This is a genomic window from Kocuria sp. NBRC 114282 (assembly GCF_030268385.1).
GTDB classification, from domain to species: Bacteria; Actinomycetota; Actinomycetes; order Actinomycetales; family Micrococcaceae; genus Kocuria; species Kocuria palustris.
This window is the reverse complement of the sequence record NZ_BSQO01000004.1, coordinates 1-14358: the sequence shown is the minus strand read 5'-3', so window position 1 is coordinate 14358 and position 14358 is coordinate 1. Positions and strand designations below refer to the sequence as shown.

13 protein-coding genes are annotated in these 14358 nt (G+C 70.6%); 4 read left to right on the top strand and 9 right to left on the bottom strand.

The genetic code is table 11. The features are described 5' to 3' along the window. Positions 1-26: 26 nt before the first annotated feature. Positions 27-767 (bottom strand): response regulator, encoded by a 741-nt coding sequence (locus QSJ40_RS08580; protein ID WP_285730247.1) that lies wholly within the window; start codon positions 765-767, stop codon positions 27-29. Beyond that, positions 755-2104 carry a sensor histidine kinase gene (locus QSJ40_RS08575; RefSeq protein WP_285730245.1) on the bottom strand — a complete coding sequence of 450 codons (1350 nt, stop codon included), beginning with the start codon at positions 2102-2104 and terminating at the stop codon, positions 755-757. Before QSJ40_RS08575 ends, QSJ40_RS08580 begins: the two co-directional genes overlap by 13 nt. A gap of 196 nt (positions 2105-2300) precedes the next feature. On the opposite strand from QSJ40_RS08575, the gene QSJ40_RS08570 reads away from it, so the two are divergent. Beyond that, positions 2301-4247, top strand: a complete 1947-nt coding sequence (locus QSJ40_RS08570) for a BCCT family transporter (protein ID WP_285730243.1) — start codon at positions 2301-2303, stop codon at positions 4245-4247. A 210-nt stretch (positions 4248-4457) separates the two neighbouring features. Here QSJ40_RS08570 and QSJ40_RS08565 read toward each other — a convergent pair whose 3' ends face one another. From QSJ40_RS08565 to QSJ40_RS08555, 3 genes are all read right to left on the bottom strand, one after another. Continuing rightward, the gene (locus QSJ40_RS08565; RefSeq protein ID WP_285730241.1) at positions 4458-4847 is read right to left on the bottom strand and encodes a DoxX family protein; all 390 of its coding nucleotides are present in this window, start codon (positions 4845-4847) and stop codon (positions 4458-4460) included. 4 nt (positions 4848-4851) lie between these two features. After that, positions 4852-5832: an LLM class flavin-dependent oxidoreductase gene (locus QSJ40_RS08560; RefSeq protein WP_285730239.1), complete on the bottom strand. Its 981-nt coding sequence runs from the start codon at positions 5830-5832 to the stop codon at positions 4852-4854. 86 nt (positions 5833-5918) lie between these two features. Further along, the gene (locus QSJ40_RS08555) at positions 5919-7727 is read right to left on the bottom strand and encodes an AMP-dependent synthetase/ligase (protein WP_285730237.1); all 1809 of its coding nucleotides are present in this window, start codon (positions 7725-7727) and stop codon (positions 5919-5921) included. A 244-nt stretch (positions 7728-7971) separates the two neighbouring features. On the opposite strand from QSJ40_RS08555, the gene QSJ40_RS08550 reads away from it, so the two are divergent. After that, the gene (locus QSJ40_RS08550; protein WP_259903249.1) at positions 7972-9288 is read left to right on the top strand and encodes an NRAMP family divalent metal transporter; all 1317 of its coding nucleotides are present in this window, start codon (positions 7972-7974) and stop codon (positions 9286-9288) included. 55 nt (positions 9289-9343) lie between these two features. Then, the gene (locus tag QSJ40_RS08545) at positions 9344-10138 is read left to right on the top strand and encodes a putative hydro-lyase (protein ID WP_285730233.1); all 795 of its coding nucleotides are present in this window, start codon (positions 9344-9346) and stop codon (positions 10136-10138) included. Between the two features lie 9 nt (positions 10139-10147). On the opposite strand, the gene QSJ40_RS08540 is transcribed toward QSJ40_RS08545, so the two are convergent. The 3 genes from QSJ40_RS08540 to QSJ40_RS08530 all read right to left on the bottom strand — a co-directional run bounded on the left by QSJ40_RS08540 (position 10148) and on the right by QSJ40_RS08530 (position 13317). Beyond that, positions 10148-10567: an organic hydroperoxide resistance protein gene (locus QSJ40_RS08540; protein ID WP_285730231.1), complete on the bottom strand. Its 420-nt coding sequence runs from the start codon at positions 10565-10567 to the stop codon at positions 10148-10150. A 132-nt stretch (positions 10568-10699) separates the two neighbouring features. Next, entirely contained in the window at positions 10700-11995 is a 1296-nt protein-coding gene (locus QSJ40_RS08535) for an MFS transporter (RefSeq protein ID WP_285730228.1), read from the bottom strand. A 161-nt stretch (positions 11996-12156) separates the two neighbouring features. Further along, complete coding sequence (locus QSJ40_RS08530) at positions 12157-13317, bottom strand: GmrSD restriction endonuclease domain-containing protein (RefSeq protein ID WP_285730226.1); 1161 nt, start codon at positions 13315-13317, stop codon at positions 12157-12159. A gap of 50 nt (positions 13318-13367) precedes the next feature. On the opposite strand from QSJ40_RS08530, the gene QSJ40_RS08525 reads away from it, so the two are divergent. Then, positions 13368-14117, top strand: a complete 750-nt coding sequence (locus QSJ40_RS08525) for a hypothetical protein (RefSeq protein WP_285730224.1) — start codon at positions 13368-13370, stop codon at positions 14115-14117. Positions 14118-14181: 64 nt separating this feature from the next. Here the strand turns inward: QSJ40_RS08525 and QSJ40_RS08520 are convergent. Next, on the bottom strand, positions 14182-14358 hold a 177-nt coding region (locus QSJ40_RS08520; protein ID WP_285730479.1), incomplete at its 5' end, for a transposase.

Genomic DNA, 14358 nt, shown 5'->3' with positions numbered 1-14358 from the left:
TCCTGCGCGCCCAGGCCCCGGCCGCCTCACGCGCCCAGCACGCGAATGGCCACCTGCACGCGGTTGGTGACCTCGAGCTTGGCGAAGATGCTGGCCACGTGCGTCTTGACCGTGGTGATCGACAGGAACATCTCCTCGGCGATCTCCGAGTTCGTCAGTCCCCGGGCCACGGCCTCGGCGATCTCGCGCTCCCGGGCGCTCAGGACGTCCAGCCCCGGCCCGGACCCGACCTGGGGCCGGGGAGCAGAGCCCTGCGACGAGGACTGCTCCCCGTCCGAGACGGACACGGAGCCCGGCCTCGCCTCAGGGGTGCCGAGCCGCCTGCCCTGAGCCGTGGCCACGGCGATCAGCCGCGAGAGCACCTGCGGGGAGACCGTGGAGCGGCCGGCGGCCGTCTCCTGGACGGCTTCCACGAGCTGGCGCGGCGGGGTGTCCTTGAGCATGAAGCCCAGAGCCCCGGCCTCGAGGGCGTCCAGGATGAACGAGTCGGTGTCGAAGGCCGTGAGCACCAGGACCTCGGGCGGCTGCGGCAGCGCGCGCACGAGCCGACATCCCTCGATCCCGTCGACTCGGGGCATGCGGATGTCCATGAGGACCACGTTCGGGCTCAGCTGACCGGCGAGCTCGGCGGCCTCCGCGCCGTCGGCGGCCTCGCCCACGACCTGGAGGTTCTCGGCGCCGTCGAGCAGCAGCTTCAGTCCGGCACGCATGAGGGACTCGTCGTCGACCAGCAGGATGCGGACGGGATCGCTGTCTAGCTGCGGCATGGGATGCACGCCTCCAATCGGAACATGGTCTCGGTGCGCTCAGTGCTGATCGTGCCACCCAGACCGCGAGCGCGCTCGTCGAGTCCCACCAGGCCGAAGCCGCTGGGCTCCGGATGAGCGTCAGCGACCAGCGGATTGCTCACCGTCAGGGACACCGCCCCGGCGCGACGAGACCAGCGGACGGTCACCGGCGCACCGGGCGCGTGCTTGACCGCGTTGGTCAGCGCCTCCTGCAGGATCCGGTAGAGCGTGCGCGCCGCAGTGTCGGGCACGGCCTCGGCGTCGACGACCTCCCGGCCGACCATCTCGATCCGGGCGCCTGCCGCGCGGAACTCCGCCAGCAGCTCGGGCAGCTGCCGCAGATCGGGCTCGGGCCGGGTGTCCCCGGGGTCGTCGCGCAGGATGTCGAGCACGGTGCGCAGCTCGGCCGACGCCGTCGCGGCCGTCTGCTGCACCAGTCGAGCGGTCGAGCGGACGGTGCCGCGGTCGAGGTCCTCGCGGTAGTCCAGCGCACCGGCGTACGTGCTGATCAGGGCCAGGCGGTGGGAGAGGGTGTCGTGCATCTCCCGAGCGATCCGGGTGCGCTCCTGCGCCCGGGACTGCTCCGCGCGGGCGTGCTCCTCGCGCACCAGGGCGGCCGCCTCCCGTCGGGCCGTCAGCGCCTCGGCCTGCAGGGCCCGGATCCGGCGGCGGCGGGACCACCGGTACATGCCGATCAGCACAGGCACCAGGAGCATCACGGCCGAGACCCCGCACACCAGCAGGCCTTCGAACCACCCCTCGGCGGAGTCTTGGATGAAGTACCCGACGATGGTCGCGGCCACCGTGACGACGTAGACCAGCCCCGCCCACGACCGACGTCCCCGTGAGGCGATCGAGATCATGGTGAACAGCGAGGCCAGCCACGCCGAGACCGAGAGGGACACGCACACGCCGATGATCAGGGCGGCGATCAGCGCCGAGCGGGGCTCGGGCCGGTCCACCAGCTCCGCCGGATCCACGGAGCCGTCCTCGAGCGCCTGCGCATCGGTGAACCCGTGCCGCAGCGCCACGGGGACCAGTGCCACCGCGACCAGTCCCAGGACCACATCCAGGACCGAGAGCAGGACCACGGGCCGGCCCGGGCCGTACACGTCCAAGGGGTCCAGCGGATCGCCCTGGGTCAGCACCACGACCAGGATCAGCCCCCAGACCACCGGCCCGAGCAGGAAGGCGAGCAGCGTGAGGATCGCGGTGAACCACGGGCGCTGCAGCCTGCGCGGACTCCAGGGCTGACGGGGCGGCTCCGGCGCCGACGCAGCCCACGGGGCGGCGGTCTGGGACGTGGTGGCGGACATGGCTCTCAGCGTAGGAGCGCGCCGCGGCCGCGTCGCCGTCCGGAAGCATGAACGGGCCCTCATCCCATCCGACGAGATCCCGCCGCCCACGGCCCCAGCGAGCGGCATCACACCGGGAGCCTGAGCCCGTCGGTATACCGTGGAGCGCTCACCGGCCCTCTCGGGCCCCTCCCTCCACCGAAACTCGAGCTTCCCTATGCCCTCCTCCAGCCCGGCTTCCGAGCAGGCTCCCGATTCCGGCGACGCCGAGTACCCCCACGGCACTCACCCGGGGCTCGTCCCCGGCGTGGCCGTCGACGAGCAGCGGGTGCGCTACCGCACCGACAAGATCACCTTCGGGGTGGCCGGCGGCCTCATCGTCGCCTTCATCCTCTGGGGCGCGCTGTCCACCGAGAGCCTCACCTCCGCCTCGACCAGCGCCCTGAGCTTCACCGTCACCTACGGCGGCTGGATCTTCACGGCCCTGGCGGCCGTCGTCCTGCTGTTCCTGCTGTTCGTGGGCTTCTCCCGCTTCGGGCGCATCCCGCTCGGCAAGGACGGCGAGCAGCCGGCCTACTCCATGCGCTCCTGGATCGCGATGCTCTTCGCGGCGGGCATGGGCGTGGGCCTGATCTTCTTCGGCGCCTACGAGCCTGTGACGTACTACATGACCCCGCCGCCGGGGCGTGCTGAGCCCGAGTCGCTGCAGGCCATGCACTCGGCGATGGCGCAGACGATCTTCCACTGGGGTCTGCAGGCCTGGGCGATCTACGCCATGGTCGGCGCGGCCATGGGCTACGCCGCCTACCGCCGCGGCCGTCCCCTGCTGATCTCGGCGATCTTCGGCCAGCGGGCGCCGGGCAGCGTCTGGGGGCGGCTGATCGACGCCTTCGCCGTGATAGGCATCCTGTTCGCCACCGCCGCCTCGCTCGGGCTGGGCACCCTGCAGATCGGCCGCGGCGTGGAGGTCGTGGCGGGCATCGGCCCGGTGTCCAACGCCGTGCTGATCGGGATCATCGCCGTGCTCACCGCGTGCTTCCTGATCTCGGCCGTCTCCGGCATCGCCAAGGGCATCCGGCTGCTGTCTAACTTCAACATGATGCTGGCCGCAGCTGTCGCATTCTTCCTGTTCGTGGTCGGCCCCACGGTCTTCCTGCTGAACTTCATCCCCTCCGTGGTGGCCACGTACTTCGGCGAGATGTTCGACATGCTCTCGATGTCCGCCTCCAAGGGCCCCGACTCCGAGGAGTTCATGCGCTACTGGACCCTGTTCTACTGGGCCTGGTGGGTCTCGTGGGCGCCGTTCGTGGGCGCGTTCGTCGCGCAGATCTCGCGCGGGCGCACCCTGCGCCAGTACGTGACCGTGGTGCTGCTGGCCCCCACCGCCATCTGCGTGCTCGCCTTCTCGATCTTCGGCGGCACCGCCATCTGGCTGCAGCGCTCGGGCAGCGACATCGCCGGAGCGGCTTCCCCCGAGGACATGCTCTTCCAGATGCTCGACGCCCTGCCGATGTCCCAGATCAGCTCGGTGGCCGTGATGATCCTGCTGGCGGTCTTCTTCATCACCTCGGCCGACTCGGCCTCCGTGGTCATGGCCTCGATGTCCCAGCGCGGCAACCCCGAGCCGACCAAGCCGGTCGTCGCCTTCTGGGCGCTGGCCCTGGCCGGCGTGGCCGCCGTGATGCTGGTCGTGGGCGGGGCCAATGCCCTGCAGGGGCTGCAGGACCTCGTCACGGTGGCGGCCCTGCCCTTCGCCGTGATCCTGCTGTGCATCATGCCGGCGTTCTTCCGGCTGCTGTCGACCGACCCCATGATGCTGCGCGTCCAGTACGCGCGGGTGGCGATCGACGACGCCATGCGCACGGGCATGTCCGAGCACGGCGACGACTTCGCCCTGGCCGTCAAGCACGAGACCGAGGGGTCCTCCGCCGGACGCGACTTCGACTCGACCTCCCCCGAGTACACCGAGTGGTACCGCCGCACCGACGAGAACGGCGAGCCGGCGGAGTACGACTACGAGAAGGACCGCTGGGCCGACGAGGCGCCAGGCGAGATGTCGTCCGTGGAGGCTGCCGGCGAGTCCGGCTCCGAGGCCCCGTCCGGCACCGAGGCGGAGCCCCGGGCCGACGAGCCCGCCCGCGGCAAGACCCCCTGGACGCGCTGAGCGAGCGCATCCCGCACGACGACGCCGTCGGGTCGCCCTGCGCCGCGGCATTCATCGTCGAGGGGACCCATCGGACGCTTTCGTCGCCGAGGGGACTCACCTGACACCCTTTCAGGTGCAGGAAGGCGTCGGACGGGTCCCCTCAGCGCGTACGGGGTCAGCTACGTCCCCTCGGCGTTCCAGTTGACGCTCGACGACTCCCGCACCGCTTCAGCCGCGGGCGATGGCGACCGCCGAGCGGATGAGCGGGATCTGCATCGGGACGCGCCCGATCGCGACGGCCTGAGCCGGCCATGGCTTGTCCCGCCAGTCCACGGCCATCTTGATGTTGCCCGGCCACACGCCCACGAGGAGCGCGGCCGACGCCGCACCGCCCAGCCGACGGGTCCGAGGCATGGCCAGCAGCCCGGCCACACCGAGCTCGGCGACGCCCGACCACACAGCCCACTGGCGAGGCGTCCCGGGCAGCGCCTCCGGGACGATGCTCTCGTAGACGCCGGGGACCGCCAGATGCAGCATGCCGGTCACGGCATACATGCGCGCCTGGCGGCGAGCCAGGGCATCGGCGGTCGTCCCACTGCGTCGCGCGCGCTGTGCCATCACCTCAACGGCCCCAGGCCTCGCGCAGCACGCGCAGGGAGTCGATGGCGCCCTCGGAAGTGGAGCCCACCGGAGCGACCATGATCTCGTCGGCGCTGGCGCGGGCCGCGAAGTCCTCCACGTACTGCTTGACCTGGGCGCCGTCGCCCACGGCCGTGTAGCGGATCATGTTGAGGATCTGCTGCCCGGCCGGGGAGTGCATGACCAGGTCGAGCTCCTCCTCGGAGAGCTCCCGGCCGCGTCCGGCCATCTGACGCACCCGCGAGCGGCGGTACCACTCGAGCTCCTGCGCGGCGTCGTCGGGGTTCTCGCGACCCACCACATTGACCGCGGCGATCACATAGGGCTCGTCCAGCACCTCGGAGGGCTGGAACTGGGCGCGGTAGGCCTGGGTGGCCTGCTCGAGCGCCTCAGGGGCGAAGTGCGAGGCGAACGAGTACGGCAGCCCGTAGGCGGCCGCCAGGGTGGCGCCGAACATCGACGAGCCCAGGATGTAGAGCGGCACGTTCGTGCCGGCACCGGGGACCGCACGCAGGCCGGGCACCACGGACTCGTCGCGCAGGAAGGCCTGCAGCTCCTTGACGTCCTGCGGGAACTCCTCGGCGGCGCGGGGATCGCGGCGCATGGCACGCACGGCCGCCTGATCCGTGCCGGGCGCGCGGCCCAGACCCAGATCGATGCGTCCGGGGTGCAGCTCGGCGAGCGTGCCGAACTGCTCGGCGATGATCAGCGGCGCGTGGTTGGGCAGCATCACGCCGCCCGAGCCGAGCCGGATGGACTCGGTCTGGGCGGCGATGTGCGCGATGAGCACCGCCGGGGCGGCCGAGGCGATCGAGCTCATGTTGTGGTGCTCGGTGTACCAGACGCGCTCGTAGCCCAGCCGCTCGGCGGCCTGGGCAAGCTCGACGGACTCCTGGAACGCCTCCCCCACCGTCTTGCCGCTGCGGACGGAGGCGAAGTCGAGGACGGACAGGGGAAGGGGCATGGCGCGGGCCTTTCGGGATCGCAGGTGCAGAGGTCTCTGACCCGTACAGCGGATCCCGGGCCCGCTTGATTCCCCGCCCCGTCCGCTCAGTCCTTGCGCGGACCGCCGTAGATCTCGTTCACGACGTCCTCGTAGGTCCGCAGCACCTGCGCCCGCTTGAGCTTCAGCGACGGGGTCAGGGTGCCGTCGTTCTCCGAGAAGTCCGAGGACAGGATCCGGTGCTCCTTGATCTGTTCGACGCGCGAGACCGCCTGATTCGCCTTGTCGATGGCCTCGGCGATCGCTGCGCGCACCTTGTCGTTCTGGCGGGCGTCGTCGATCGACATCTGGGGATCCAGGCCGTGAGCCTCGAGCCAGCCCGGCAGGGCCTCCTCGTCCAGGGTGATCAGCGCGGCGATGAACGGGCGGTTGTCGCCCACGGCGATGCACTGCGAGACCAGCGTGTGCGCGCGGATCTGATCCTCCAGGACCACGGGGCTGACGTTCTTGCCGCCGGCGGTCACGATCAGCTCCTTGATGCGCCCGGTGATGCGCAGGTAGCCGTCCTCGTCGAGCTCGCCCAGATCTCCGGTGCGGAACCAACCGTCCTCGAAGGCCTCCTCGGTCTTCTCCGGGTTGTCCCAGTAGCCGCGCATCACGGCGATGCCCTTGACCTGGACCTCGCCCATGTCCGAGATCCGCACCGCGTTGCCCGGCAGGGGCCGCCCGACGCTGCCGATGCGCAGCGCGGACGGGGTGTTCACGGTCTGCGGCGCGGTGGTCTCGGTGAGGCCGTAGCCCTCGAGCACGGTGAGGCCCACGCCGTGGAAGAAGTGCGCCAGCCGCTCGCCCAGCGGCCCGCCGCCGGAGACCGCGTGCGTGACCTTCCCGCCCATGGCCTCGCGCAGCTTGGCGTAGACCAGGCGGTCGAAGATCGCGTGCTGGATCTTCAGCCCGAGCGGCACCTTCCCGGCCTGCTCGGCGCGCGACCAGGCGATCGAGACGGCCGCGGCGCGGTCGAAGATCTTCCCGCGGCCGCCGGCTTCGGCCTTCTGCTGGGCGGAGTTGTACACCTTCTCGAACACGCGCGGAACCACGAGCAGGAAGTCGGGATGGAAGCTCTGCAGGTCCGGCAGCAGGTTCTTCATATCCGCGGTGTAGGCCATGGTGCACCCCGAGGCCACCGACAGCACCGAGATGTAGCGGGCGAACACGTGCGCCAGCGGCAGGAACATCACCGTGCGGGAGCCTTCGTGCAGGATCTCCGGGATGGACAGCCGGGCGGCCTCGGCCAGCTCCACGAAGTTCCCGTGGGTGATCTCGCAGCCCTTGGGCTTCCCGGTGGTGCCGGAGGTGTAGATGATCGTGGCGAGATCGTCGAGGCCGGCGAGATCGCGGCGGCGCTCGATCTCCTCGTCCGGGACGTCCTTGCCTCCCTCGCGCAGGTGATCGAGCGCGCCCTCGTCGAAGCACCACACGCTGTGCACGGCAGAGAGGTCCTTGTCCTGGGCTGCCCGCTCGAACACGGCCTTGTGCTCCGGGGTCTCGACGACGAGCGCCGTGGCGCCCGAGTCCGCCAGGTTCCAGTGCAGCTGCGACGGCGCCGACGACTCGTACACCGGCACGGAGACCGCACCGGCGAACCAGATCGCGAAGTCGATGAGGCTCCACTCCAGGCGGTTGCGCGACATGAGCCCCACACGGTCCCCCGGCTCGATGCCGGCGGCCACCAGTCCCTTGGCCAGGGCGGTGACCTGCTCCACCACCTCGCTGGCCCGCAGATCGACCCACTGCTCACCTTCTCGATGGGCGAAGATCGCCGGGTCGGAGGGCTTGCGCGCATTGCGCAGCAGCAGCCCTGTCACGTTCGTGTCTCGGGGGGTCTCTACAGCAGGCGGAATGCTGATCTCGCGCACGGGGGCTCCTGGTGATAGGGGTCAGTGACTCCACGGTAGGCGACCGTGAGACAGGTCACAAAAAGAAGATCACCCCGGATGTGGTGCAGATCTCGTCAATTTGTTCAACAATCTGTACCGTGTCCTCCACTGACCCGGACTCCCCCTCGCGGGGCTCCACGCCGACGGCGCACCTGAGCGTCGGCGCGCACCACTCGGGGCCGCAGCGCACGCCGCCGCCCCACTGACCCTCTCGAGGCCGACCATGACCCAGCACGATCCCGAGCAGACCTCCCCCTGGGGAGACGGCTCCGCAGCGGACCCCTCGTCCGGAAGCAGCGTCGCGACGACTCCCGAGGGCGAGATCCAGACCGGCCCGCCCACAGCGGCCCTGGCCTCCAGCTCGACCCGCCAGGCGATCCTGGGCGCCCTGTTCCTCATGGCCACCAGCGCCATCGGGCCGGGCTTCATCACCCAGACCGCCAACTTCACCGTCCAGCTGGGCGCGGCCTTCGCCTTCGCGATCCTCGTCTCGATCCTCGTGGACATCGCCGTGCAGCTGAACGTGTGGCGAGTCATCGGCGTCTCCGGGCTCAAGGCCCAGCAGCTGGGCAACGCCGTGCTGCCGGGCATCGGCTGGCTCGTGGCCGTGCTGGTCGCGATCGGCGGCCTGGTCTTCAACATCGGCAACACCGCCGGCGGCGGCCTGGGCATCAACGCCATGACCGGTCTGGACGCCAAGTGGGGCGGCCTCATCACCGCCGTCCTGGCCATCGCCGTGTTCCTGTCCAAGAAGGCCGGCATGGCCCTGGACAAGATCGTGATCGGCCTGGGCGTCGTGATGATCCTGGTGACCGGCTACGTGGCGATCGTCTCCGATCCGCCCGTGGGCGAGGCCATGAAGAACATGGTCATTCCGGACCAGGTGAGCTTCGTGGTGATCACCACCCTGATCGGCGGCACCATCGGCGGCTACATCACCTACGCCGGCGCACACCGCATGGTCGACTCCGGGATCACCGGCCCCGAGAACGCCAAGCGCATCTCGAACTCCTCCGTGCTCGGCATCATCATCACGGGCGTCATGCGCTTCCTGCTGTTCCTGGCCATCTTGGGCGTCGTGGTCGGGGGCGCGCAGCTCACGGGCGAGAACCTCGCCGCCCAGGCCTTCGAGCACGCCGCCGGCGAGATCGGGCTTCGCCTGTTCGGCCTGATCCTGTGGGCCGCCTCGATCTCCTCCGTGATCGGCGCCGCCTACACGTCGGTCTCGTTCATCACCTCGGAGAAGACCTCCGGTCGCACCCGCAACATCCTCACGGTCGCGTTCATCGCCGTCTCCGCACTCGTGTTCCTGCTGCTGGGCCAGGCCCCGTCGACCCTGCTGATCGTGGCCGGTGCCGTGAACGGGCTGATCCTGCCGATCGGCTTCACCGTCATCATCATCGTGGCGTGGTTCCGCCGTGACCTGCTGCACGGGTACCGCTACCCGGTGTGGCTGGCGGGCATCGGTTCGGTGGCGCTGCTCGTGTGCTTCTTCCTGGGCTTGAAGTCCCTGACGGGCATCGCCGCCCTCTGGGCCTGACGCCGACCTGCTCTGGCAGGCTGACCCCATGACCCGCGCGACGGCAGGAGCTCCGATGAACGACGACACCCCCGTCTCCCAGCTGAGCCCTGCCGCCGCGCGGGAGCTGTTCCGCGCCGGGCGGGCCGTCCCCACCTCCGGGTGGTCGGACGGCTTCGCCCAGGCCAATCTCATCGCGGTGCCGCAGGACTGGGCGTACGACGTCCTGCTCTTCGCCCACCGCAACCCCAAGTCCTGCCCGCTGCTGGGCGTGCTCGAGGCCGGTCAGCTCAGCAGCGACCTGCTGCCCGGCGGCGACATCCGCACCGACATCCCGCGCTACACCGTCCACCGTGACGGCGAGCTCGTGGACTCCCCCGCCGACGTCACCGAGCTGTGGCGCGATGACCTGGTGGCCTTCCTGATCGGGTGCAGCTTCACGTTCGAGGCCGCGCTGCTGGAGGCCGGGCTGCCGCTGGCGCATCAGGACCAGGGCGTGAACGTGCCGATGTACCGGACGTCGATCCCGGCCGGCTCCGCAGGCCGGCTGCACGGGCCCACCGTGGTCTCCATGCGGCCGCTGCCCGGCTCCATGGTCGCCGACGCCGTGCGCATCACCTCGCGCTACCCGGCCGTGCACGGTGCGCCCCTGCACGTGGGCGATCCGGCCGCGATCGGCATCGAGGACCTGTCCCGTCCGGACTACGGCGACGCCGTGAAGATCCCCGACGGATGGCTGCCGGTCTTCTGGGCCTGCGGCGTCACGCCCCAGGCGGCGATCGCGGCCAGCGGCGTCCCCTTCGCGATCGGCCACGCGCCGGGTCACATGCTCATCACAGATGCCCCGAACACGTCGTACCAGGTGCCGTGAGGCCGCGGATCAGTCGTCCGAGACCGTGACCTCCACCGGGATGTTGCCGCGCGTGGCATTGGAGTACGGGCAGACCTGATGCGCCGCATCGGCCAGCTCCTGCGCCTCGTCGTGCGGCATGCCCGGGATGACGATCTCGAGCTCGACCGCCAGGCCGAACCCCTCGCCCTCCTTGCCGATGGAGACCTTGGCGCCCACGGAGGAGTCGCCCAGGTCCTTGCCGCGCTGCTTGGCGGTGAGCTGCAGCGCGGAGTGGAAGCAGGCCGCGTAGCCCGCGGCGAAGAGCTGCTCCGGATTGCTCCCGTTGCCGCTGCCGCCCATGGCCCGGGGTGAAGCCAGATCGAATTCCAGGCCTCCGTCGGGGACGGTCACGCTGCCGTTGCGTCCTGCTCCGGTGGCGAGCGCCTCGGTGGTGTACAAGGGATCCATGTCATCCTCCTCGCGATCCGCGACCGGCGTCTCCGGCGCGCGGTGATCTCATCGTAGGACGCCCGTCAAGACGGGGGTGCATCGGCTGCGCGAGCACCTGCGAGCCGCGCGGCCAGGACGGGCAGGGCGAGCTCAGCGGGCCGAGGCGGCCTCGGGGGCCTGCACCGGGACCTGCGCTGTGTCGAGCTCGCGGCGGAAGCGCCGCGAGCGCAGGCGCAGCAGGGCGAAGCTGCCCAGCAGCATCGTGAAGCCCAGGCTCGCCACGACCAGCCCGACCACTGTGGGGGCCGCCAGGCCGAGGCCCGCGGAGATCACCATGCCGCCCAGCAGCGCGCCCAGCGCGTTCGCCACGTTGAACGCCGCGTGGTGCAGCGAGGCGCCCAGCATCTCGGAGGGGCCGGCGATGCGCATGAGCCAGGTCTGCATGGCCGGGCCCAGCGTCGCGTGGCCCATGTTGGTGAGGAAGAACGCGATGCTCAGCCCGACCGGGTCCGTCACCACGGAGACCATCAGCACCATGGCCGCGATGTAGAGCGGGAAGGCCACCAGCAGCGTCCTGTCCAGGGAGCGGTCCGTCGTGAAGCCGCCGATCGCGTTGCCGATGGTCATGCCCAGTCCGGCCACCGCCAGCAGCACGGGGATAAATCCGGCGCTCATGCCGGCGACCTGCTGGCCGATGTCCGCGATGTAGCTGAACACGGCGAACGACCCGGCGAACCCCACCGCGGCGATCAGCATGACCACCCACAGCTGGACCCGGGAGAAGGCGCGCAGCTCGTCCTGGATCCGTCGGCCCTGCGGGGCGGGCTGGGACGGGATCGTGGTGGCCACCAGGACGGCGGTCAGCGCGAAGACCGCAGCGATCGTCAGGAAGGCCGCGCGCCATCCGGCCGCCTGCCCCAGAGCCGTGAGCATGGGCACGCCCACCAGATTGGCCACGGTCAGCCCGGACAGGGCGACGGCTGCGCCCTTGCCCTGCGAACCGGGGCCCATGAGGGAGGCCGCCAGCAGCGAGGCCACCCCCAGGTAGGCGCCGTGCGGCAGCCCTGCGATGAAGCGGGCCAGCAGCGTCAGCTCGAAGCTCGGCATCAGCCCGGAGGCCAGGGTGGACACGCACAGCAGTCCCGCGAACACTACGATCAGGCGGGTGCGGCTCAGGCGCACGGCCAGCAGCGACAGCAGCGGGGCGCCGACCACCACGCCCAGCGCGTAGGCGGTGATGGCCCATCCGGCGCGGGCCACGCCCTGCTCCGGGTCCGCGGCCATCATCTCGGGCAGCAGCCCCTGGGCGATCTGCGGGAGCAGCCCCATGGAGACGAACTCGGCGGAGCCGATGCCGAAGCCTCCGAGGGCCAGGGCCATCAGCGCGATGCGGCGGCGCGTCGGCGACAGCACGGCGCCGCCCTGGGTCTCATGCACAGCGGTCACAGGACACCTCCCGGGATGATGGATCGATGAAGAACTGCATCACCGCGGCGGAGGCCTCACGCTCGCGGCAGAACCCTCAACGCTAGACCTCGGCTCGCTCTGCCTGCCAGGCCTCCGGGGCCATCCGACCCGCGAGAAGCGTCACACGGCCGCGACGCCGGTCACTCGCAGGCGACCCCGTCGCCGTCGCCATCCATGCGCGGCGCATAGCCGGGCATGCCGCGGTACAGGGGCGCGGCACCGGCGGCTCGGGCCTCGGAGCAGTTCGCGAAGGCTGCGCCCGGTGCAGCGGGTGCCGGGGCAGGCTCCTGGGCGGGCTGCGGTGCGCTCTCGGCGGGCACCCGCGTCGAGCTCTGGTCCGAGCCCGAACCGGAGTCGGACGACGACTCCCCCTCGCAGTCCCGCAGCACCTCCGCCATCCGGTCGTGCTCGGGCTGGGTGACCCACAGGTCGTACTTGGCCTTCACATCGACCTGCCGCGCCACGTAGGGGCACCAGTAGGAGCGGTTCGGCGGCAACCAGGTCGCGGCGTCGCCGTCGCCCTTGGACTGGTTGGTCGGGCCGTCGACGGCCAGGAGGTTCAGCGGATCGTTGGCGAAGACCAGCCGCTGCTGCTCGCTCAGCTGCTGGGCGCCCTTCTGCCAGGCATCGGACAGCGCCACCACGTGATCGATCTGCACCTCGGCGGAGGTGTCCATTCCCGCGGTGAAGTCGATCGCGGTGTCCGTGTAGGGGTCCTGCAGCAGACCGGAGGACACGGAGCAGCCGTCCTCGCGCTGGATGCCCGTGAGGTCGCGGGCCAGGATGTCATTGCGGGTGCTGCATCCGTTGCCGTCGACGTCGTGCCAGGTGGGACCGAAGAGATCGCGGCCATAGCCGGTCTTCGGCGCGCGGCCCTTGATGTCGAGGGTCTCCAGCACGGTCAGGGCCTCAGCGGAGTCGGAGGCGGCGCTGTCGTCGACGGGCGCGGGCGAGCTCTCGGGCTCCGAGGCCGGCGCCGACGTCTCGACCGCCTCGGGTGCCTCTGCTGCCTCGGACGACTCGGCCCCGGCAGGCTCCTGCGCCTCCGATGACGGGGCCTCCGGCGCCTGCGGTGCAGACGACGCCGAGGTGCCCGGCCGCGGATCTTCGGCCTCCTCGGAGGACGGGCCGACGATCAGCGCGATGACCACCAGAGCCACGAAGGCGAGGACCAGCAGGCCCAGGCAGCCGCCGCAGCCGATGCCGATCTTGGCGGGGGTCGTCATCCGGGAGCGCGCAGGGGTCACATCAGCCTCGTCGTCGGGGGTCGCGGGGAAGCCCCACAGCCTACTGATCAGCACCCTGCCGACGACGGCGCCGCGCGGGCCGCTGCGTGCCCTACCCTCTCCTGGTGTCCTACCTCGATGAGCTGGCCGAGCGGCCCGACGACCACGACGACAGCCCTCCCGACGGCAGCCGGTACCAGAGCCTCAAGCACGAGGCGGTGCGCGATTCCACGCGCGCGCTCCAGCAGCGCATCCGCTCCCGCTTCCCGGATCGCGGGCTGTGGGAGGTATGCGGCGAGCTCGCGGCGCTCGTGGACGAGGTCGGCTCGGAGGGCGGCATCAGCCGCCGTCGCATCCGGTTCGCCCGCTTCATGTCGCGGCTGCTGGTCGCGCTCATCGTCGTGTTCGTGACACTGACGATCGCGCTGGCCGCGGCCGACATCTGGGCCGATCCGGAGGCCATCAGCCCGATCGACTTCCTGCCGCTGCTGGAGACCGTCATCAACAACGCGGTGTTCGCGGGCCTGGCGGTGTTCTTCCTGATCGCCGTGCCGGAGCGGATGGAGCGGGCGCGCGTGATGCGGCTGCTGCACCGCCTGCGCTCCCTGGCCCACGTGATCGACATGCATCAGCTGACCAAGGTCCCCGAGCGCCTGGAGCGGGGCTCGCGCGCCGACGGCGGCCTCGATCTCAGCCGCGACCAGCTGCGCCACTACCTGGACTACTGCACGGAGATGCTCTCGCTCGTGGGCAAGACCGCTGCCCTGTTCGCCGAGGACACGACGGACGGCGAGATCATCGACGGCGTGGAGGGCCTGGAGACCCTGACCTCCGACATGGCCCGCAAGGTCTGGCAGAAGATCGCGGTGCTGTGACCTGCGTGAACGGCTGGCACGCCGCGGACTTCACCCTGACTCGGCCGACTAGGGCATGTCTCCTTTATCGGCGTAGCCATGTCAGGATCGCGCTGATCACGACCGCCGCCCGATAGGTGATCGCGAGCTTGTCGTAGCGCGTTGCTAATCCTCGCCACTGTTTGACGTAGGCAAACGAGCGTTCCACGACGTTGCGGTTCCGATAGGCACCAGCATCGAACGTCGGCGGCCGTCCATCCTT